Below are 19452 nucleotides of genomic sequence, written 5' to 3'. Positions count from 1 at the left end.
GTTTGTGCTGCAGCTGGCGCTACATCTCCTCTTCCACGCTTCTCTTCTCAAACCAGCTGTACACCGACGGGATGACCAGCAGCGTCAGCAGGGTGGACGTTACCAGGCCACCGACCACAACCGTTGCCAGCGGCTTCTGGATTTCGGACCCGGTGCCGCTGGCCAGAAGCATGGGAATCAGGCTGAATATGGCGATGGATGCGGTCATCAGCACCGGCCGCAGGCGGTCGACGGTCCCCCGCCGGATGGCCTCCTGCAGCTCGAAGCCTTCATCCCGCAATTGGGATATCCGCGACACCAGCACCAGGCCGTTCAGCACGGCCACGCCGAAGAGGACCACGAAGCCGACGGATGCCGGCACTGACAGGTACTGGCCCGAGATGAACAGGGAGAAGACGCCGCCGATCAGGGCGAACGGGAGGTTGGAGATGACTAGGAGCGCCAGGCGGATGGACCGGAAGGTCACGTAGAGCAACAGCAGAATCAGGCCGATGGCCACCGGCCCGATGATCATCAGCTTTTTCATGGCCCGCTGCTGGTTCTCGAACTGTCCGCCCCAGGTAAGGTAGTAACCGGGGGGGAGCTTGACCTGCTCTTTGATCTTCTGTTTCGCCTCGGCCACGAAACCGCCGATATCCCGGCCGGTGATGTTCATTTCAATGCCGATGCGGCGCACCCCGTCCTGGCGGCTGATCTGCACCGGGCCCTCGATCATCTTCACCTCGGCCAACTGTTCGAGGGGCACGTTGATGCCGGTTTTCGTAGTGATGATCAGGTTCTTGATCGCGTCCAGAGAGTTCCGCTTTTCTTCCGGCAGGCGCACGGTTATGTCGAAGCTGCGGTTCTCTTCGTAGAGCTGCGAGGCTGCCTTGCCGGCAACCGCGATCTCGATCACCTTCTGCACGTCGCTGATGTTCAGGCCGTACCGGGCGATCCTGGACCGGTCGATGTCGACGGTGAGATACGGCTGGCCCGAGATCTTCTCCGCGTTCAGGTCGGTCCCTCCCCTGATGGTGGAGAGCACCTTGGCGATTTCCTGGGATTTAGCGCTGAGCACGTCGATATCGTCGCCGAAGAGCTTCAGGATCAACTGGGCCCGGGTGCCGGCCACCAGTTCGTCGATGCGGCACTGGATCGGCTGGCTGAAGCCGAAGGTGATGCCGGCTACCGATTCCAGGGACTCGCGCATCTCGTTGGTCAGCTCCTCCTTCGAGATGTCCCGCGGCCATTCGTCCTTCGGCTTGAAGATCCCCACGTAGCCGGTCTTGTCCGAGCCCCTGGTGTCCAGGGCCACCCCGGTCTGGCCGGTCCGCGACACCACCGTGCCCAGCTCGGGGAACTGCTTCAGCTTCTCTGCGACGCGCTGGTTGACCTCCATGGCCTTGTCCAGGGAAACGCCGGGGAGCATGGAAACGTCCATGTCGAATGCGCCTTCGTCCATGGTCGGAATGAACTCGGTGCCCAGCCGGGAGACCAGAAGCACCGACGCCACCAGGAGCACGCCGGCAACGCCCAGCACCACGCGCTTTTTGGCCATGGCGTAGTCGAGCAGCGGCAGATAGAGCCGGTGGGCGTGCCGCATGATGAAGCTCTCCTGCTCCGGCTGCGGTTTCAGGAACAGGCTGCAGAGCACCGGAATGATGAAAATGGAGAGAAACAGGGAGGACAGCAGCGCAATGGCCACGGTGATGGCCAGGGGCCCGAACATCTTACCTTCGATTCCCTCCAGGGACAGGATCGGGATAAAGGTGAGCGCGATGATCAGTTCGCCGAAGATGCTCGGCTTGCGGACCTCCATGACGGCCTTCAGCACCGTTAGCAGCTTGGGATGGTGCTCCCCTCCCTCGCTCAGGTGGCGCTGGACGTTCTCCACCTGAATGATCGTGGTGTCGATGATCATCCCGATGGAGATGGCCAGGCCGCCCAGCGACATGAGGTTGGCGCTGATCCCCGTGAGCCTCATCACGATGAAGGTGGCCAGCAGGGAGAGCGGCAGCGCGATCAGGACCACGATGCTCCCCCGGACGCTGTTCAGCAGCAGGTACAGGATAATCAGGACGAGGATCGATCCCTCGATGAGCGCCCTGTTGACCGTCCCCACGCTTGCCTTGACGATGTCGCTGCGGTCGTAGAAGGGGACGATTTTGATCCCTTCCGGCAGCACGTTGTTTTCGTTGATCTCCTTCACTTTATCCGCGACCCGGCGCACCACGTCGCGGCTGTTTTCCCCCCGCAGCATCATGACGATGCCGCCGACGCACTCGTCCTTGCCGTCCTTCATGGCCGCGCCCATGCGGACCGCCTCGCCCACCTTGACTTCGGCCACGTCGCGGATATAGGTGGGAGTGCCGCCGGAGGACTTCAGGACGATAGTTCCAATATCGTTCGTATCCGTGATCAGGCCGACACCGCGGACGATGTACTGGTCCGTCCCCCGCTCCAGCAGGTTGCCGCCGACGTTTTCGTTGTTGCTGCCGATGGCGGTATAGACGTCATCCACGGTAACGCCGTACTTCAGGAGTTTTTCAGGCGATACGAGCACTTGGTACTGCTTGAAGTAGCCCCCGAAAGAGTTGATCTCGTTGACGCCGGCAACACTTTTGAGCTGCGGGGTGACGATCCACTCCTGGATGGTCCGCAGGTTGGTCAGGTACTCGATCTTCTGCCGGGGGTCTCGGGGCATCTCCCCTTCCAGGGTGTACTGATAGATCTCTCCCATGGCCGTGCCGATGGGCCCCATGGCGACTTCGACCCCCTTCGGCACCTTCTCCCGGGCCTCGGCCAGACGCTCGAACACCAGTTGCCGGGCAAAGTAGATGTCCACGTTGTCCTTGAAGACAATGGTAACAATCGACAGGCCGAACTTGGTGACCGAGCGCATCTGCTCGATGTCGGGCAGGCCGCGCATGGCCATCTCGATCGGGTAGGTGACGTTCCGCTCGATCTCGATCGCCGACAGGCCGTCGGCATGGCTGACGACCTCAACCTGGATGTTGGTCACGTCCGGGAAGGCGTCGATGGGCAGTTTCGCGTAGGAATACACTCCAATGACGATAATCAGCAACGCCAGGAAGATGACCATCCCCTTCTGGCGCAGCGTATAGGCAATCAGTTTCTCCAGCATCGGAACCTCGCTTTACGTAATGGTCGGTGGTGGTCATTCGCCGTGGCCGTGCTCGTCCGTCATCTCGCCCTTTTTCAGCTCCGACTTCAGAATGAACGAGCCCTTGACGGCATAGCGTTCCCCCTCGTTCAGCCCTGAAACGATTTCCACCAGGCCGCCGGCCGCCCGGCCGATCTGTACCGGACGGGCCGCGAATACCGAATCCTTCTCCACTACGAAAACGACCTTTTTCCCGTCCAGATCCTGCAGGGCATCCTCGGGGACCGCCAGGACCGGCGGCGCGTCGGCCGCCAGCGTCAGTTCCACCGTGGCGAACATCTCCGGCTTCAGCTTCCGCGCCGGGTTGGGTACCTCGACCCGGGCCTTGACGGTACGGGTGCTGACGTCGACGAGATCGGCAATGTAGGTGATGCGCCCTTTCAGCTTCACGTCGGGAAACGCACCAAGGGTGACGGTGGCGGATTGCCCGCGGTGGACCTTAGCCAGGTCCTTTTCGTTGATGTCCACCATCACCCAGACCGACGAGAGGTCGGCCACGGTAAAGAGGCTCTTTGAAGGATCGGCCAATTCGCCGACGATGGCGTGTTTTTCAGTGATGACGCCGCCGATGGGAGAGCGGACCGGCAGCAGCGGCTTCCTGTGGCGTGCGTTTGTGAGGTCCGACGCCGAAACGCCGTACAGGGCGAGGCGCTCCTCGTCGGTATGCAGTTCGGTCTGGGCCATTGTGTAGTCGGTCTCCGCCTGGAGGATGTCCTTGCGGGCCGCGATCTTCTTCTCCACCAGTGCCTTGATCCGGTCCATGTTGGACTGGGCCAGGGCCAGCCGCGTCTTCGACTGGTGGTAGCGGTTCAGGGCTTCGCCCAGCTCGACGCTGTCCAGGGTCACAAGGGGCTGGCCGGCGGCGACGCTGTCGCCGAGGGAGGCCCGGACACTGACGATCTTGCCGGAAATGCGCGGCGAAACATGGGCGGTCCGGTCGGCATTGGCCTCCACTTTGCCGGTGGCGCTGATCACGCCGGCAAGCCGCTGTGCTGCGGCGGCGGCCACGACCACGCCGTTCTGCTTCTGTGCCTCGACTGCCATTGAAATCCGGCCTTCCTCCCCATGTCCGTCATGGCCGCCGTTCTCTTCGCCGTGCCCCTTTTCCCCGTCGTGACCGGCCTTTTCCTCCTTGTGACCGGCATCCTTCGAGCCGGTGTGCCCGCCGGCGCCGTCCGTCACCTGGGTGGAACGATAGGCGAAGAAACCACCCCCCAGGGCCATGGCCAGGACAAGGCCGATAATGATCCCACGTTTCCTGTTCACTGCGCACCTCCGTTGGTTCTGTTCTGGAAATCGGTCCCGACAGAGGCTTCGAGCCGGGCCAGGGCCGCCTGCCGCTCGGCGAGGGCGACAAGGTAACCGTCGTTGACTTCGATATACTTTTTCTGCTCTTCAATGACTGCGAGGATTCCGACCTCGCCCAGCCGGTACGCCTCCTGGACGAGCTTCAGGTTGTCCTCAAGCTGGGGAAGAATGCCGTCGGCGTAGAGCCTGAGGGTCTTCTCGGCCGCTGCAAGCCGCGCGTAATCGCCCTCGATCTCCCGGGGCACGCTCGAACGGGCGAACTCCAGCCGGTTGTCGGCCCCCTGCCTGACGGCCCGGGCCTCGCGGATGCCGGCCTGATTGCGGTCGAAAAGGGGGAGCGGAATAGACAGGGTCACCCCCAGCAGGTTATCGCGGGTCTTTTCATCGCCGGAGCCGGTGGCGTCCGTGCTCCGCTCGTGGGTGAAGCCGAGGCCGAGCGTCACGTTCGGGATGCGCTCCGCCTCGGCCAGCTCAACGGCGGCCTCACCCTTTGCGCTGGTGGCCTGGAATGCCTTCAGATCGGGCCGGTTCTCCAGGGCCAGACGAATGAGATCGTCAAGGGAAATCGACAGGGGCGACTGCTCGGGAATGCCGTCGAAACCGATCTCCTCCCCCGCCGGAACCCCCAGCAGAGTCCTCAGCCTGGCCAGCAGCGGAGCGAACTCCCGTTCCGCCTCGATTTTGCGTCCTTCGCTCCGGGCCACCTCCACCCGGGCAAGGTTAACCTCCAGTTCCGGAATATCGCCCGCTGCCAGACGCTCCCGTGTTATCTCCAGCAGCTTTCCGTTCAGCTCCACTGCACGCCCGGCGAGTTCCCGCCGTTTCTGAGCCAGAATCAGTTCGGAGAAAGAACTCTTTACATCCAGGGAGAGCTGCCGCTCACGGTCGGCGATCTGGAAATGAACCGCCTCCGCCTCGCGTTCGGCAACGGCCCGGCGCTTGGCCCGCTTGCCGCCGGTCAGGAACTCCTGAGAAATGCCGATGGAAAGGGCGGTTTCGTCGGGACTGCCGGTCATGACGCCGGAGTCGGCCGACAACTCCAGGGTAGGATTGGGCAGAAGCACGGCGCGCTCCAGCCCTGCCCGCGCCACGTCCTTTTCGTTGCGCAGAGCCTTCAGCTCGCCGTTGTGTGCCAGGGCATACTCAACCGCCTGCGGCAGGGTCAGTGTGCGAACCTCGCCTGAAGCCCCCAGTGGGGCGAGAATTACAGCTGTCAGGAACAGATGGACTGCTCCAGACACGAAACGAGATGCTCGTACCAAGACAGTACCTCCTTGCAGGTATTCAATGTCCGATTGGTTGGGGAAAACGAAGGAGTGCTGAAGAATGGGAATCCGGGCGCTGGACGCACCAATCCCTAACGGCCTGGCGGCCGCTACTTCAGCAGGTTAGGCGAGTATCTGGGGTGGAACGAAAATGGAGAGATACACGTCGGGTGGTGCGTTGCGATGTTCGAGGAAAGAGATGCTGGCAATAAGGGGAGCATAGGAAACCAGGGCTCCGTGGCTGCTCAGGGGGGCGCTGCAGGGGCAGGAAAAACAGGTACTGCAATGATCCGAAGCGGAATCATTGTCAGTGGGGCAACAGGGAGTCTCCTCCCCGCAGCAGGACTTGAGCACGGTCTCTCCGGCTTTCCCGTACGATGGCTGGAGGGAATTGCCCGCGTCCAGGGCAAAGCAACGACCATTGCCGGCAATGGCGACCAGAGCCACGAGGAGCATGACGGCTATCATTTTTTTGAGCACGCTGGATCGCATACGCACTGGCCACGCTTTCATGAGTTGAGTCATCATAGTCGTGCGTTGTTGAGCATGTCAATAGACAATTTCCAGACCAGCAATCGCAATTTTACCGCAACGAGCCAAAGATCAGCAAAATCAAACAACTTCTAATCGATAAGGTAACGAAGTTCAGCGGCCGTGCCGGCGGCGGCGTCCCCCCCCGAAACCGATGCCCCCAAGGGCTGGCAGGGGGGCAACGGGAAACGGACATGCCCCCTGAACAGCATGGCAGAGAGAATAACGGACAAAAGGAGACGCCGGGCCGCCCATGGGAGGCGGAAAGGAGACGTGCGGGGGAAGGATCGGTCGACCGGGGTTGACGGTCAGGCGGCTAGTCGTCGCTCGGGCCCGACGTACGGAGCCCTGTTGCCTCTGCGGCGAACGGGGTCTTCACCGATCACGACCCAGCCGCTGGAGCGGAGGAACCGGGAAATCTTCACGGAATCGATCAGGTCGTCGAGACGCGTGTGCTTCACGTAGTCATAACGGCCGTCAGGATACTGGACACGGATCAGCATAATTGATCACCCCCCAGAAAAAAATAAATAAACATTGCATACCAGCTTAGCATCTATATAGACCTAAAACCATTACACGTCAAGGGGATACACGTTACAGTCGCATAAAAATTCCAGGACACTTCCGATCCCGGCCCTGCTACGCCTACCGGTGCTTGATGAACCTCCCCTTTTCGTACTCCTCAAAGGCGGTCCGCAGTTCCTCGTTGGTATTCATGACAATGGGGCCGTACCAGGCCACCGGCTCATTGAGGGGTTTGCCGGAAATGAAGAGAAAGCGGACCGGCCGGTCGCCGGCAGTCACCGCCACCGCAGCGCCGTCGCGCTCGTAGAGGATGACCGTTTCGGGGCCGCAGACACAGCGCCGCGTCACATCCATCCAGCCCGAGCCTGTCATTTCAAAAGCAAAGGGATCGCGGCGGTCGTCGAAATACCCCTCGCCGTCAAGGACATAGGCCACGGCCGTATGCCCCTCCTTGACCGGATGGGTGAAAACCTCACCGGCCGGGACGCTGACGTCGAGCATTTCCGGGTCGATGATAATGTCGCGCACCGGGCCCTGAACGCCGTTGACCGTGCCGCTGACGATCTTGACCCGGATGCCCCGATCCAGAACGACTTCCGGGATGTCGGCGGCCTTCACGTCGCGGTAGCGGGGGTCCATCATCTTGCGGTCCGCCGGCAGGTTCGCCCAGAACTGGAATCCCCACATCATGCCGGTGGGGCTCGGCTGGGGCATCTCCTGGTGGATGATGCCGCTGCCGGCGGTCATCCACTGCACATCGCCCGCGCCGATGACCCCCTTGTTCCCCATGCTGTCGCCGTGCTCCACCAGTCCTTCGAGCACATAGGTGATGGTTTCGATGCCCCGGTGCGGGTGCCAGGGAAAGCCCGGCAGGTACTCGGCAGGGTTGGCGGTGTGAAAGTCGTCCAGCATGAGAAACGGGTCGAACAGCGGCACCTGCGAATAGCCGAAGGCGCGCTTGATGTGGACGCCGGCCCCCTCGACGGTGGGCCGGCTTTTGAAAACGCGGGAGATGCGGCGTGCGGTCATGGCTGACTCCTCTCCGGATGGCCCGCAAGGCCGGGCCTCCTTCAAACGCGGAATACCGGGTTTTCCGACAGCATCACGGCAACGGCCCCACCGGGGGGCAGGGAGGAACTGCTTACCCTTGCTGCTTCGCGGCCGCCGCGTTGCAGCGTTCGACCACATCCCTCAGCCATGCGATCTCATCGGGGAGAAACTGCTTGGAGTACTCGGTGCCGGCATTCAGCGCCCAGTGCAGCGGCGGCATGGTGGTGGCGGCCAGCACGTACCCCGGCACTTCCACGTAGCGGGCATCGGCCTGCGTCCATTCCTGCAGGCGCTCCTTCGTGTCGAACAGCATCAGGTAGTCATTGCCCTCCGCTTCGATGACGAGCGGCAGCACCTCACCCTTCTGAGCGGCGTTGTCCTCCACTTCCGCGGCTTCGTCCAGAATCGGAACATAGAAGGTGGCGTTGAGGAACAGGTCGTAAAAGGCCGACTGGCTCTTGGCATCGGTCATGTCCTGACGCAGAACGGTCAGGGCTTTGTCGAGTTCGGTCATGGGTGTGTCTGTCCTTTCAGGGCGTCGTTTCGGTTACCAGCGCTTGGTGATTTCGATGAGATGGTACCCGAACTGGGTCCGGACCGGACCGAGCACCTTGTTGATCTCGCCGGAGAAGACGATATCGTCGAATTCCTTTACCATCTGTCCCTGGGTAAAGGTCCCGAGATCGCCTCCCTGGGCGCGTGAGGGGCAGAGGGAATGCTGGCGGGCGACATCGGCGAATTCGGCGCCGGCCTCGATCTCGGCCTTGAGCTGCAGGCACTCGGCTTCCGAAGAAACGAGGATGTGACGGGCAGTTGCTGTGGGCATGAACGGTTCTCCTTGCTCAGTGACGGATAGGGAAATCTCTAGGGAACAGGGTATCGGGAAAGGGAGGCCTCGGCAACTGGAAAGCTCTCTCCGCTTCGATCTACTGGATGCAAACCCTCTGCAACCGGACGAACGGGTAGGTAAAATTATTATTTCTTGTGAAGTTATGGCGCTTAACTATAATGGTACACACACAATGCGGCAACGAGCCGACATGAATTTTGAATTGGATTTTCGGGAATCCGGCCAGCAGGGCAGAGACAGGATACGCCGCATGCCCGTCACCGGCGCGGTCCCACCGATAATCACGCCACCATGAAACTCAGGACAAAACTCATTATTCTGGTGTCGATTCTCGTAATCATCCTGATGGTGGTGACCTCGAGGATCACGCTGGGCTACCTGGAGCGGCACCTCCACGACTCCATCGCCGCCCAGCAGACCGCCACCGTCGTCCACGTGGCCACGGACATCGACAGCACCCTCCGCTCCATGCTGGAGTTGCTGACGGCAAGCGCCCGGGTCGTCCCGCCCGCAGCACTGGCCGACCCCTCGGGCGCCAAGGCGTTTCTGGAAAGCCGGACCGGCCTGCGCACGCTGTTCAACAATCACCTCTTCGTCGTTGATGCCGCCGGCAACCTCCTGGCAGAAGTGACCAACCAGGAAGTCCGACGGGTGGAAAACTTCTCCGGTCACGCCTTCTTCAACAAAGCCAGGGCAACCCGCAAGCCGCTCATCTCCGAGCTGACCACCTGCTGCACCGGCACCGCCAACTTGAGGGAAATCGTCTTTATCAGCCCCATCCTCGGGAAAAACGGATCATTCAAGGGAGCCTTGCTGGGGGGAATTGACCTGAGCGAGGAAAACGCCCTGAGCCGGTTCGGCCGGATCACCGTGGGCAACAAGGGGTTCATCCGCATCATTGACCGCAACCATATGGTACTGATCCATGCGGAACGGGAGCACACCCTGATCAAGGCGGTTCCTGAAGTTGCGCGCCTGGCCGACGCCGCCCGGGAGGGCTACGTGGGCACCCGCGAAACAAAGGGGCGATACGGCGACATCCTTCTGACATCGGTAGCGAAGCTCGGCAGCAAGGATTGGGTCGTGGCGGCGAGCTATCCGCTCACAGTGGCCTACGAGCCCGTGAAGGTGGTACGCCGGCTGTTCATCATCAGTACCGTGGTCGCCATCCTCGGTGTTCTGGTAGTGGTCTCGCTCTCCATGCAGTACCTGACCCGCCCCATTCTGGCGCTGGAGCGGCACATCAACGAACTGAGCGGCAAAAAAGGCAAGGAACGGCTGGTGCCGGTATCGAACGAGGACGAGTTGAGCCGGCTCACCGAAACCTTCAACACTATGCTTGCGGAGATCGACCGGCAAACCGAGAGCCTCAGGGAGAGCGAGGACCGTTTCCGGGGGGCTTTCGAGCAGGCGGCGGTGGGCATGGCCATCATCGACCGCGAAGGGCTGCTGCTCAGGACAAACCGGCGCTTCTGCGACATTACCGGTCGCCATGACGAGGATCTGGCGGGGCTCGACTGCCTTACCCTGGTGCACCCGGAGGACCGCAACGCCACCCGGGAGATCATGCCGACCATGGCCGCCACTGAAGGGGAGCCGTTGACGCGTGAGCTCCGGTTCACCCATGGCACGGGCCGGACCGTCTGGGCAAATACCGCGTTTTCGCCGGTCCGGGGGAGGAGTGGCACCGACGATTCCTTCATAATGGTGGTGGAGGATGTCACCGAGCGCAAGCGTGCCGAAGAGGAAATCCTGCGGTTGAACTCCGACCTGGAACAGCGGGTGGCGGATCGTACCGCCGCACTGGAGAGCGCCAACCGGGAGTTGGAGGCATTCAGCTACACTGTCTCCCACGACCTGAAGGCCCCGGCCCGCCATATCTCCGGGATCGTCGACATAGTGCTGGAAGATTGGGGTGGCTGCATGGAGCCTGCGCACCGCGAGTTGATGGAACGTGTGGCCGCGGCAGCCGGCAGGATGCAGTCCATGATCGACGGATTGCTGGAACTGAGCCGCGTTGGCAGCGATGAACTGCGGCGCCAGGAGGTTCGCCCGGCCCACCTGGCCCGGGAGATCTGCATCGAGCTGGCCGCGGCAGAGCCGGCGCGGCAGGTGGACTGGAGCGTAAAGGATGTGCCGCCGGCCAATGCCGATCCCGAACTCCTCATGACCGTGCTGGAAAATCTCCTGGGCAACGCCTGGAAGTATACCTCGCGAAACGAACGGGCTGAGGTGGAATTCGGCTGCGAATACTGTTCGGGAAAAAACATGTACTACGTAAAGGACAACGGCGCCGGGTTCGACATACGCGAGGCCCAGCGGCTGTTCGCCCCCTTCCAGCGCTTCCATCCGGCATCCGAGTTCGAAGGAAACGGCATCGGGCTCGCCACGGTCGCCAGGATCATCCATCGCCACGGCGGCACCATCCGCGCCGAGTCGGCCCCCGGCCGGGGAGCCACCTTCTATTTCTCCCTCGACTGATACCCCGTCTCCAGCCGAATGTGCCATTCCGGCCGTCACGTCCCCACGGCTCCTGTCGCCGCCTTGCCGGCATGCGCCACGCAGGGATGGGCCATCCGCTCCCGCCCGATTAACCGGTGGACTTATGGCGAGAGTACGGCTATGGTCAGCAGGGCCAGGGTGCAGAATCACACGGGGAGAACAGGGAGAGCTTGATGACCCACCAGATCGACGAACTGATCCGCAGGATAAAAGAGCTGCAAGAGGAATTGGAAACGGAGTTCAAACAGAAGCGGGAGGAATTCCAGTTTGTCATCGAAAAGAAGCGGATCCGCTTCGCCGAAGAGGTGGCCCGGCAGCAGCGTCGCCTGAAAACGGGACTCTTTCGCTACCTGATCGAGGCGCGCCCCCTGAACATCCTCACCGCGCCGATCATCTACGCCGGGTTCATCCCGTTCATGGCGCTGGATCTCTTTCTCTTCATCTACCAGGCCATCTGCTTCCCGGTTTACGGCATTCCGAAAGTGAAGCGCGCCGACTACCTGATCTTCGACCGGGAGGATCTCCCCTACCTGAACATCATCGAAAAGTTCAACTGCTTCTACTGCTCCTACGGCAACGGGCTGGCCGCCTACGCGCGGGAGATTTCAGCCCGCACCGAGCAGTACTGGTGCCCCATCAAACACGCCCGCAGGATCAAGGCGGCCCATGACCGCTATCCCCGCTTTTTCGAGTTCGGCGATGCCGAAAGCTTCAGCAAGGGGCTGGAGCGTCTCCGGCAGGAACTGGAAAAGGAACGGGAACAGGGCGAAGAGCGCCGCTGAGCCCGGCCACTGGCGGGCTGTCGATCACCAGGGGCGCCAGAGATACATGAACTGGCCGCCGCCAGTCATGTCGAACCCGCCCAGCAGGTCCGCCATGGACGGCTCGGCTGCCGACTCCGCATAGATGCTCCCCTGGTAGCTGCCGGGTCGGAAGTAGGTGACAACCCGGGCGTCGGGATCTCCTATGCGGTCACGCAGGGAGGCGATGACGTCGTCCAGGTAGCCGATCCGGTCGATGAGGCCCGCGGCAAGGGCGTCGGCGGCGGAGAAGATGCGGCCGTCGGCCAGCGTGAGCAGGTCGTGGCGCGAAAGCCGGTTCCCCGGCCGGGCCTGGACCACGTCCACGAAGCGCCCGTGGAACTGGTCGATGACCCCCTGAACCAGCCGCTCCTCCTCCGGGGTGGCGCGGCGGAACGGCGACAGGAGGTCCTTTTTCCCGCCCGACTTGATGGTCTTCTCCTCCACACCCACCTTCCCCAGCAATCCCTCCACGTTGAAGGTCATGAGCAGCACCCCGATGCTCCCGGTCAGGGCCGTGGGATGGGCGGTTATCCCGTCGGCGGCGGTGGCCACGTAGTAGCCACCCGAGGCGCCGATCCCCATGATGCAGGCGGACACCGGCAGATTCCGGCGCTCCTTGAAGGCGAGCAGGTCGTGGCGGATGATGTCGCTGGCCGTCACCGTCCCCCCGGGCGAATTGATCCGCAGGATCAGCCCGGCCACCTTGGGATCGCGCTCGGCCTTCAGGAGGACCTCCCGCACCAGGGAGACCGTGGAGGGGGTTCCCCGGCTCAGCAGGCCGCCCCCCTTGGCCTGATCGCCGATGGCGCCGCTTATGTCCACGATCAGGATCTTTTTCGTCCCCTCCCCTTCCAGCACCTGTTCGGCCAGGGGCTGAGGCGCACTCATGAGCGGCACGCTGACAAAGGCGCACCCCGTTGTCAGGAACATGCCGAGGCAGCCGAGCAGAAACGCGATGATCATCCTCATGGTACCCTCCCGTATGTCAGCGGCACGTCGGTTGAGAGATTCAATCACACCTTCCCCACCGGCGCAAGATAGACGGTGAACTCCTCCCGGCCGTCCACCCCCAGCAGTTCGTCCGCCAGAGCCTGGCGGTAGGCCGCAATGGCGCAGGTGCCGGCGCCGATGGCCTCGCAGGCCAGGTAGAGGTTCTGGCAGACGTGGCCGGCATCCAGGGCGATCACCTTGTAGGAGGCCTCGGCATAGCGCCATTCGGTGCGGGCGGGAATCGCCGTCCAGACAAAGGTAACGGCCGCCTCCCCGGCGAAGCGCTGACCGTGGGCGGCCGCGGTTACGGTGGCGGCGAGATCGGGGACCTCCCGCTCCAGAACCAGGGCATGATCGAGGGGGAGATAGCGATAGACGGCCGGCTCGATCCCCGTGACGGAGAGGATCGCCAGGTACGTTTCGAACGGATGGCGGCACCCCGCAGACGGGACAGTGCGGAGCACCGCCGCCTCGTTGAGCCGCGCGCGCACACCCTGGGTGGCCCAGAGCAAAAACGCCAGCTCTTCCGGTGTCAGGGGCACCGCCCGGAACCGGCGCCTACTCTCGCGCCGGGCAATGCCATCCGCCAGGCTGCAGGGCGGAATCCCCCAAGTCGCGGGAGGCGGCAGCGGGATCACCATCGCCCCCGGCGCAACGGGCTTCTGGACCGGCGGCGGCTCCTCCCCCCGGGCCTGGGGAGTGTTCCACCAGTCCACCTCGTGCCTGATCCGGTCGGTCAGAAAATAACGGCCAGCATCCCTGGTGATGATCGGCTGCCCCATGGTCGCCCCCTCGATTTTCGCTGTTGGCACATGGCCGGTTTTCGTTTATACCTTTGTATAACAGTCACCAATGCAAAAGGAAATGCCATGGAACAGTACACTCGGTATTCCGTCGGAATCGTCGGTGCGACCCTGGTGGTCTTCCTCGCAGCCGCGGCGCTCATGCCCGGCCGGGCGACTGCGCTGGAGGAGGACCCCAGCGGCATGTACCGCTGCATGACCCTCTCCCGGGATAGTGACGGCGACCTGAACGGCGACGGCGCGGTCACCATCCAGGATGCCCTTGCGGCGCTCCGGATAGCCGTCGGCCAAGCCACCCCCACCGACGAGCAGGCCACTCGGGGCGACGTCTACCCCCGCATCAACGGCGCCCCCTGTCCGGACGGGAAAATCGACCTCCGCGACGTCATGGCGATCGTGAAAAAGGCGAACGGAGTACAGAACTGATAACACCGCCGGCCCTCCCCGCCGGGATTCCGTACCGTATACCTCCTTGCTTCCCCGCTGAAACTGATTAAACTTCTTTCAGCATACCACGCGCCAGGAGGAAACGCCCCATGTCCATCGCGGAACGCATCCCCACCTTCTTCCCTTCCCCGGATGAAATCCCTCCCCAGCAGCTCCTGTCCGCTCCGGTGGAACTGCGGGACTACCTGCTGAACGGCGAGCTCCGCCACTGGCAGGGGGCCGTTCAGGATGTATTCTCCCCGGTCTGCGTCCGGACACCCGGCGGCCCCGAGCGCGTACGGATCGGAAGCTTCCCTCTCATGGGCGAGGCCGACGCCCATGCCGCCCTCGATGCCGCCACCGCGGCCTACGACTGCGGCAGGGGACGGTGGCCCACCATGGGAGTGGCCGACCGGATCCGGCATGTACAGCACTTCGCGTCCCTCATGAAGGAACAGAGGGAAGCAGTGGTCCGGCTGATCATGTGGGAGATCGGCAAGACCCGTTCCGATGCGGAAAAGGAATTCGACCGGACCGTCGTCTACATCACCGACACCATCGACGCCCTCAAGGAGCTGGACCGGGTCTCCTCCCGCTTCGTGATCGAGCAAGGGATCATCGGCCAGATCCGCCGGGGCCCGCTTGGGGTGGCCCTCTGCATGGGGCCCTACAACTATCCCCTCAACGAGACCTTCACCACCCTGATCCCGGCCCTGATCATGGGGAACACGGTGGTCATGAAGCCCCCGCGCCACGGGGTGCTCCTGTTCGCGCCGCTCCTGGCCGCCCTGCGCGAGGCGTTCCCTCCGGGGGTGGTAAACGTACTGCTCGGCGCCGGACGTGCCCTGACCCCCACCCTGATGCGGTCCGGCCGGATCGACGTGCTGGCCTTCATCGGCACGAGCAAGGCGGCCAATACACTGCTGAAGGATCATCCCCGCCCCAACCGACTCCGGCTGGTCCTGGGGCTCGAAGCGAAAAACCCCGCCATCGTCCTGCCTGACGCCGATCTCAACCTGGCGGTGGAGGAATGCCTGGCCGGCAGCCTCGCCTTCAACGGCCAGCGCTGCACGGCCCTGAAGCTCCTCTTTGTCCACGAATCCGTGGCGCAGCAGTTCATTGCCCTCTTTTCCCGGGCCCTGTCGGCCATCGGCACCGGCATGCCCTGGCAAGCGGGGGTGATGATCACCCCCCTGCCCGAGGAGGGGAAGACCGCCTACCTGGAGGAACTGCTGGCCGATGCCTCGGCCCGCGGGGCAGCGGTGGTGAACGAGGGGGGCGGCACGGTCACCGGCACCTACTTCCACCCGGCCCTGGTCTATCCAGTGGCGCCGGGGATGCGCCTCTACACCGAGGAGCAGTTCGGACCGGTAGTGCCAATAGTCCCGTTCACCGACATCGAGGAGCCGATCCGCGCCATCCGCGAATCGGACTACGGCCAGCAGGTAAGCATCTTCGGCCGCAACAGCGCCCTGCTGGCACCGCTCATCGACCATCTGGTGAACCAGGTGTCACGGGTCAACATCAACAGTCAGTGCCAGCGGGGTCCCGATGTCTTCCCCTTCACCGGCCGCAAGGACTCGGCCGTTGGGACCCTGTCGGTGTCGGACGCCCTGCGCGCCTTCTCGCTCCGGACCCTGGTGGCGGCACGAAACCACGAAATCAACAAGGAAATCATCACCGACATCGTGCGAGAGCGGCGCTCCACCTTCCTCTCAACGGACTTCATCCTGTGAGGCGTCACCCCCCGCAGGCCGTGATGAACGAGCTCTAATGCTTTACTTTGCGCGGTTTGTGCGTATACTGTGACCCGTCAACCTCACATCCGGAGCGTTCCTTGCTGGTATCATCCATTGAAAAGATCGGCGCCCTCACCCTCTTCGTGGTGAGGGAGATGGGGAAGATGCTCATCTTCCTCACCTATGCCCTCGTCAACATCGTGATCAGGCCCGGCAAGCCGATCCACATCTACAAGCAGATCCACTTCATCGGCGCCAAATCGCTCTTCGTCATCGTCCTGACCGCCGCCTTCACGGGGATGGTGCTGGGTCTCCAGGGGTACTACACCCTGGCAAAATTCGGCTCCGAGGGAATGCTCGGCTCGGCCGTGGCCCTCTCCCTCATCCGGGAGCTGGGGCCGGTCCTCTCGGCCCTCATGGTGGTTGGCCGGGCCGGCAGCGCCATTACCGCCGAGATCGGCATTAAAAAGATCACCGAACAGATCGATGCCCTGAAGACCATGGCCCTGGAGCCATTCAAGTATCTGGTTTCCCCCAAGATCCTGGCAGCTCTGATTGCACTGCCGCTTCTCTGCGCCATCTTCGACGTGGTCGGCATCTACGGCGGTTACGTGGTGGGGGTGAAACTGCTGGGAGTCAACCCGGGCGCCTACTTCTCCGAGATGGAGCGGAGCGTGGAGTGGAAGGACGTCTGGTCCGGCATCGTGAAATCGTTTTCCTTCGGAGGCATCATCGCCTGGGTCTGCTGCTACAAGGGATATCACGCCAGCCACGGCGCCGAGGGGGTTTCGCGGGCCACCACCGAGGCGGTGGTCATGTCGTCGGTGCTGGTGCTCATCTGGGACTACTTCCTGACTTCAGTTATGTTATAGGCCATGATCAGACTCGTTGACGTCCATAAATCATTCGGCAGCCAAGTGGTGCTCGACGGCCTCACCATGGAGATCCCTGAAGGGAAGATCACCGCGGTGATCGGCCCCAGCGGCGAGGGAAAGAGCGTGCTGCTCAAGCACATGATCGGCCTCATGAAACCGGACCGGGGCGAGGTGTTCGTGGAAGGCGAGAACATCACCACCATGCGCCGCTACCAGATGAACCGTGTCTGGGAGAAGTTCGGCATGCTGTTCCAGAACGCGGCCCTGTTCGACTCCCTGACCGTGTTCGAGAACGTGGCCTTCCCCCTGGAGGAGAAGACCCATCTGAGCCGCTCGGAGATCAGCGACCGGGTCCACGATGCGCTTGAGCACGTGGGGCTCAGGAATGTGGACAAGAAATTCCCCGACGAACTGTCCGGAGGCATGAAGAAGCGGGTGGGGCTGGCGCGGGCCCTGCTCCTGAACCCGCGGATCATCCTGTTCGACGAGCCGACCACCGGACTCGACCCCATCATCTGCCGGGCCATCCATGAGCTGATCCGGGAGACCCACGAGCGGTTCGGTTACACGGCGGTCATCGTTTCCCACGAAATCCCGGAGATCTTCGACATCTCCGAGAACGTGGCGATGTTGTACCGGGGAAAGATCATCGAGCAGGGCACGTCGGAGGATATCCGGCGCTCGGAGCATCCGGTGGTGCGGCAGTTCATCAGCGGCAGCCTCGAAGGCCCCATTCAGTTCATCTAAAAAGGTAGGCCCATGAAAAGAGTCACTCTCGAATTGATAGTAGGCATATTTGTCCTGGTCGGCATCATCTGCCTTGCCTGGCTCTCCGTAAGGCTGGGACAGATGGAGTTGCTGGGGGGGGACCACTATCAGGTCTCCGCGGATTTCGACTCGGTATCGGGCCTCAAAAAAGGCGCCACCGTCGAAATAGCCGGGGTGGAGGTCGGTCGGGTCGACCGGATCGAGCTCGACTCCTCCAACGACCGGGCACGGGTCTACCTGAGGATCAGGGACGGCGTCAAGCTCCAGGACGACGTGATCGCCTCGGTTCGGACCAGCGGCATCATCGGCGACAAATTCATCAAGCTCAAGCCGGGGGGGGCGGACAAGCTGCTGGCCGACGGCGGCCGCATCCGCGACACGGAATCGACCGTGGACCTGGAAGAGCTCCTGAGCAAGTACATCCACGGGAACGTCGAATAAAACGGGACGCAGAATTCATCCGGACACCTGACGGAGGGACCAACCATGAAGGCACTCAGACGGACGGCTCTCGCACTGGCCGTAACGCTCCTGCCGCTGGCAGCGGCGTGGGGCGCCGACGCCGGCGCCGGGACGAAGCTCACCCTCGACGACTGCATCAAAAAGGCGCTCACCGCCGCCCCTGAACTGGGCGAGGCCCAGGCGGACATCGACGCCACCTCGGCCAAGCTGGACGAGGCCAAGGCCCACCGCTATCCCCAGATCGAATTCCTGGGCCTCATCGGACCAGTGCCCCAGGCACGGGGCAACCAGGTCTACTCGCCGGACGGCATCAACGACACCGAGCGCTGGACCTGGTTCCAGCGGGGCGACGCAACCCTGGTCCAGCCCCTCTACACCTTCGGCAAGATTTCCGAGAACATGAAGGCCGCCAGCCACGGCATCGAGGTTGACCGGGCCAAGAAGGACCAGAAGGGCACCGACGTGGCGCTCCAGGTCAAGGAATACTACTACGGCATCCTCCTGGCCCGGGAGCTGAGGGAACTGGTCCTGGAGACGCGCGACATTCTGGACGACGCCAAGACCAAGGCCCGCAAGCTGATCGACAAGGGATCCCCCAACGCCGACGAACTGGACATCTACAAGCTCGACGCCTTCCGGGGCGAAGTGGCCAAATACCTGGAGGAGGCCACCAAAGGCGAGCAGCTTGCCCTGGCCGCCCTCAAGACCCGCATGGGGCTCTCGCCCGCCGAAGCGGTCGACATCGACGCCGAACGGCTTCAGCCCGCCGGCGCCACCCTGGGCGACCTGACTGCCTACGTGGAAGAGGCCCGGACCCGGCGGCCGGAGTTCCGCCAGCTCAACGAGGGGATCAAGGCCCGCGAAGCCCTGGTGGAGGCGGCAAAGGCCAACTACTGGCCCGACCTCTTCCTGGGGGGCTACGTCTCTGCCGCCTACGCCGACAAGCGGACCCGAATCGACAATCCCTTTGTGCCCGACGATTTCAACCACGTCTGGGCCGGCATCGCCCTGGGGGTAAAGTGGAAGCTTGACTTCGGCATCACCGGCGCCAAGGTGGCGGGCGAACGGGCCCAGTACAACCGGCTCCTCTCCACCAAGGCCTACGCCGACGAGTTCATCCCGCTCCAGATCCGCAAGGCGTGGCTCGAAGCCAGGGAGGCCGAGGCGAGCGCCACCGCCATGAAAGAGGCGTACACCAACGCCAAGCGCTGGGTGGTGGCCTCCGTGGCCAACTATGACTTCGGCGTCGGACCGGCCCAGGAGATCTTCGACGGGCTCCAGAACTACGCCCGCATGCGCGCCGCCTACTTCCAGGCCATCTACAACCAGAACATGGCCCTGGCCCGGCTCGACCACGCCGTGGGCCAGGCGCCGCTTAACTGAGCACCA

18 protein-coding genes are annotated in these 19452 nt (G+C 62.9%); 8 read left to right on the top strand and 10 right to left on the bottom strand.

Annotated features, from left to right (window positions below):
• Positions 1 to 19: 19 nt before the first annotated feature.
• The 8 genes from GS_RS04180 to GS_RS04145 all read right to left on the bottom strand — a co-directional run bounded on the left by GS_RS04180 (position 20) and on the right by GS_RS04145 (position 8671).
• Entirely contained in the window at positions 20 to 3124 is a 3105-nt protein-coding gene (locus tag GS_RS04180; RefSeq protein ID WP_010941497.1) for an efflux RND transporter permease subunit, read from the bottom strand.
• Positions 3125 to 3157: 33 nt separating this feature from the next.
• Positions 3158 to 4429, bottom strand: coding sequence for an efflux RND transporter periplasmic adaptor subunit (locus tag GS_RS04175; RefSeq protein WP_010941496.1), 1272 nt, complete (start codon positions 4427 to 4429; stop codon positions 3158 to 3160).
• On the bottom strand, positions 4426 to 5733 hold the full coding sequence (locus GS_RS04170) for a TolC family protein (protein ID WP_010941495.1): 1308 nt from the start codon (positions 5731 to 5733) through the stop codon (positions 4426 to 4428). The genes GS_RS04175 and GS_RS04170 overlap by 4 nt, the downstream gene beginning before the upstream one ends.
• 126 nt (positions 5734 to 5859) lie before the next feature.
• A complete protein-coding gene (locus tag GS_RS04165; RefSeq protein WP_235044967.1) occupies positions 5860 to 6216 on the bottom strand; it encodes a hypothetical protein in 357 nt (118 codons plus the stop codon).
• A gap of 359 nt (positions 6217 to 6575) precedes the next feature.
• Positions 6576 to 6770 (bottom strand): GSU3473 family protein, encoded by a 195-nt coding sequence (locus GS_RS04160; RefSeq protein WP_010941493.1) that lies wholly within the window; start codon positions 6768 to 6770, stop codon positions 6576 to 6578.
• Positions 6771 to 6915: 145 nt separating this feature from the next.
• On the bottom strand, positions 6916 to 7824 hold the full coding sequence (locus GS_RS04155; RefSeq protein ID WP_010941492.1) for a pirin family protein: 909 nt from the start codon (positions 7822 to 7824) through the stop codon (positions 6916 to 6918).
• A gap of 112 nt (positions 7825 to 7936) precedes the next feature.
• Positions 7937 to 8359, bottom strand: coding sequence for an SseB family protein (locus tag GS_RS04150; protein WP_010941491.1), 423 nt, complete (start codon positions 8357 to 8359; stop codon positions 7937 to 7939).
• A 33-nt stretch (positions 8360 to 8392) separates the two neighbouring features.
• Positions 8393 to 8671, bottom strand: a complete 279-nt coding sequence (locus GS_RS04145; RefSeq protein ID WP_010941490.1) for a peptidylprolyl isomerase — start codon at positions 8669 to 8671, stop codon at positions 8393 to 8395.
• Between the two features lie 315 nt (positions 8672 to 8986).
• Between GS_RS04145 and GS_RS04140 the strand changes: the two genes are divergently transcribed.
• Together GS_RS04140 and GS_RS04135 are read left to right on the top strand one after the other, a co-directional pair.
• Entirely contained in the window at positions 8987 to 11176 is a 2190-nt protein-coding gene (locus GS_RS04140; RefSeq protein WP_010941489.1) for a sensor histidine kinase, read from the top strand.
• 194 nt (positions 11177 to 11370) lie between these two features.
• Positions 11371 to 11979, top strand: coding sequence for a hypothetical protein (locus GS_RS04135; RefSeq protein ID WP_010941488.1), 609 nt, complete (start codon positions 11371 to 11373; stop codon positions 11977 to 11979).
• Between the two features lie 24 nt (positions 11980 to 12003).
• On the opposite strand, the gene sppA is transcribed toward GS_RS04135, so the two are convergent.
• Both sppA and GS_RS04125 read right to left on the bottom strand, forming a co-directional pair.
• Positions 12004 to 12969, bottom strand: a complete 966-nt coding sequence (gene sppA, locus GS_RS04130; protein ID WP_010941487.1) for a signal peptide peptidase SppA — start codon at positions 12967 to 12969, stop codon at positions 12004 to 12006.
• Positions 12970 to 13013: 44 nt separating this feature from the next.
• Positions 13014 to 13772 (bottom strand): SagB/ThcOx family dehydrogenase, encoded by a 759-nt coding sequence (locus GS_RS04125; protein WP_010941486.1) that lies wholly within the window; start codon positions 13770 to 13772, stop codon positions 13014 to 13016.
• Positions 13773 to 13859: 87 nt separating this feature from the next.
• On the opposite strand from GS_RS04125, the gene GS_RS04120 reads away from it, so the two are divergent.
• The 6 genes from GS_RS04120 to GS_RS04095 all read left to right on the top strand — a co-directional run bounded on the left by GS_RS04120 (position 13860) and on the right by GS_RS04095 (position 19446).
• Positions 13860 to 14219 (top strand): dockerin type I repeat-containing protein, encoded by a 360-nt coding sequence (locus tag GS_RS04120; protein WP_010941485.1) that lies wholly within the window; start codon positions 13860 to 13862, stop codon positions 14217 to 14219.
• Positions 14220 to 14329: 110 nt separating this feature from the next.
• The gene (locus GS_RS04115; protein WP_010941484.1) at positions 14330 to 15955 is read left to right on the top strand and encodes an NADP-dependent glyceraldehyde-3-phosphate dehydrogenase; all 1626 of its coding nucleotides are present in this window, start codon (positions 14330 to 14332) and stop codon (positions 15953 to 15955) included.
• Positions 15956 to 16056: 101 nt separating this feature from the next.
• The gene (locus GS_RS04110; protein ID WP_010941483.1) at positions 16057 to 16830 is read left to right on the top strand and encodes an MlaE family ABC transporter permease; all 774 of its coding nucleotides are present in this window, start codon (positions 16057 to 16059) and stop codon (positions 16828 to 16830) included.
• Between the two features lie 3 nt (positions 16831 to 16833).
• Positions 16834 to 17580, top strand: a complete 747-nt coding sequence (locus GS_RS04105; RefSeq protein WP_010941482.1) for an ABC transporter ATP-binding protein — start codon at positions 16834 to 16836, stop codon at positions 17578 to 17580.
• 12 nt (positions 17581 to 17592) lie between these two features.
• Positions 17593 to 18042, top strand: a complete 450-nt coding sequence (mlaD, locus tag GS_RS04100; RefSeq protein ID WP_010941481.1) for an outer membrane lipid asymmetry maintenance protein MlaD — start codon at positions 17593 to 17595, stop codon at positions 18040 to 18042.
• A 45-nt stretch (positions 18043 to 18087) separates the two neighbouring features.
• A complete protein-coding gene (locus GS_RS04095; protein WP_010941480.1) occupies positions 18088 to 19446 on the top strand; it encodes a TolC family protein in 1359 nt (452 codons plus the stop codon).
• Positions 19447 to 19452 lie beyond the last annotated feature (6 nt).

Source organism: Geobacter sulfurreducens PCA (assembly GCF_000007985.2).
GTDB lineage: Bacteria > Desulfobacterota > Desulfuromonadia > Geobacterales > Geobacteraceae > Geobacter > Geobacter sulfurreducens.
Note: the sequence above shows the minus strand (reverse complement) of the source record. Positions and strands in the feature narration are given on the sequence as shown.

Coding starts and splice junctions, on each gene's coding strand:
- GS_RS04180 (WP_010941497.1), bottom strand. CDS start 3,124: ATGCTGGAGAAACTGATTGCCTATACGCTGCGCCAGAAGGGGATGGTC.
- GS_RS04160 (WP_010941493.1), bottom strand. CDS start 6,770: ATGCTGATCCGTGTCCAGTATCCTGACGGCCGTTATGACTACGTGAAG.
- GS_RS04155 (WP_010941492.1), bottom strand. CDS start 7,824: ATGACCGCACGCCGCATCTCCCGCGTTTTCAAAAGCCGGCCCACCGTC.
- GS_RS04150 (WP_010941491.1), bottom strand. CDS start 8,359: ATGACCGAACTCGACAAAGCCCTGACCGTTCTGCGTCAGGACATGACC.
- GS_RS04145 (WP_010941490.1), bottom strand. CDS start 8,671: ATGCCCACAGCAACTGCCCGTCACATCCTCGTTTCTTCGGAAGCCGAG.
- GS_RS04140 (WP_010941489.1), top strand. CDS start 8,987: ATGAAACTCAGGACAAAACTCATTATTCTGGTGTCGATTCTCGTAATC.
- GS_RS04135 (WP_010941488.1), top strand. CDS start 11,371: ATGACCCACCAGATCGACGAACTGATCCGCAGGATAAAAGAGCTGCAA.
- sppA (WP_010941487.1), bottom strand. CDS start 12,969: ATGAGGATGATCATCGCGTTTCTGCTCGGCTGCCTCGGCATGTTCCTG.
- GS_RS04125 (WP_010941486.1), bottom strand. CDS start 13,772: ATGGGGCAGCCGATCATCACCAGGGATGCTGGCCGTTATTTTCTGACC.
- GS_RS04120 (WP_010941485.1), top strand. CDS start 13,860: ATGGAACAGTACACTCGGTATTCCGTCGGAATCGTCGGTGCGACCCTG.
- GS_RS04115 (WP_010941484.1), top strand. CDS start 14,330: ATGTCCATCGCGGAACGCATCCCCACCTTCTTCCCTTCCCCGGATGAA.
- GS_RS04105 (WP_010941482.1), top strand. CDS start 16,834: ATGATCAGACTCGTTGACGTCCATAAATCATTCGGCAGCCAAGTGGTG.
- mlaD (WP_010941481.1), top strand. CDS start 17,593: ATGAAAAGAGTCACTCTCGAATTGATAGTAGGCATATTTGTCCTGGTC.
- GS_RS04095 (WP_010941480.1), top strand. CDS start 18,088: ATGAAGGCACTCAGACGGACGGCTCTCGCACTGGCCGTAACGCTCCTG.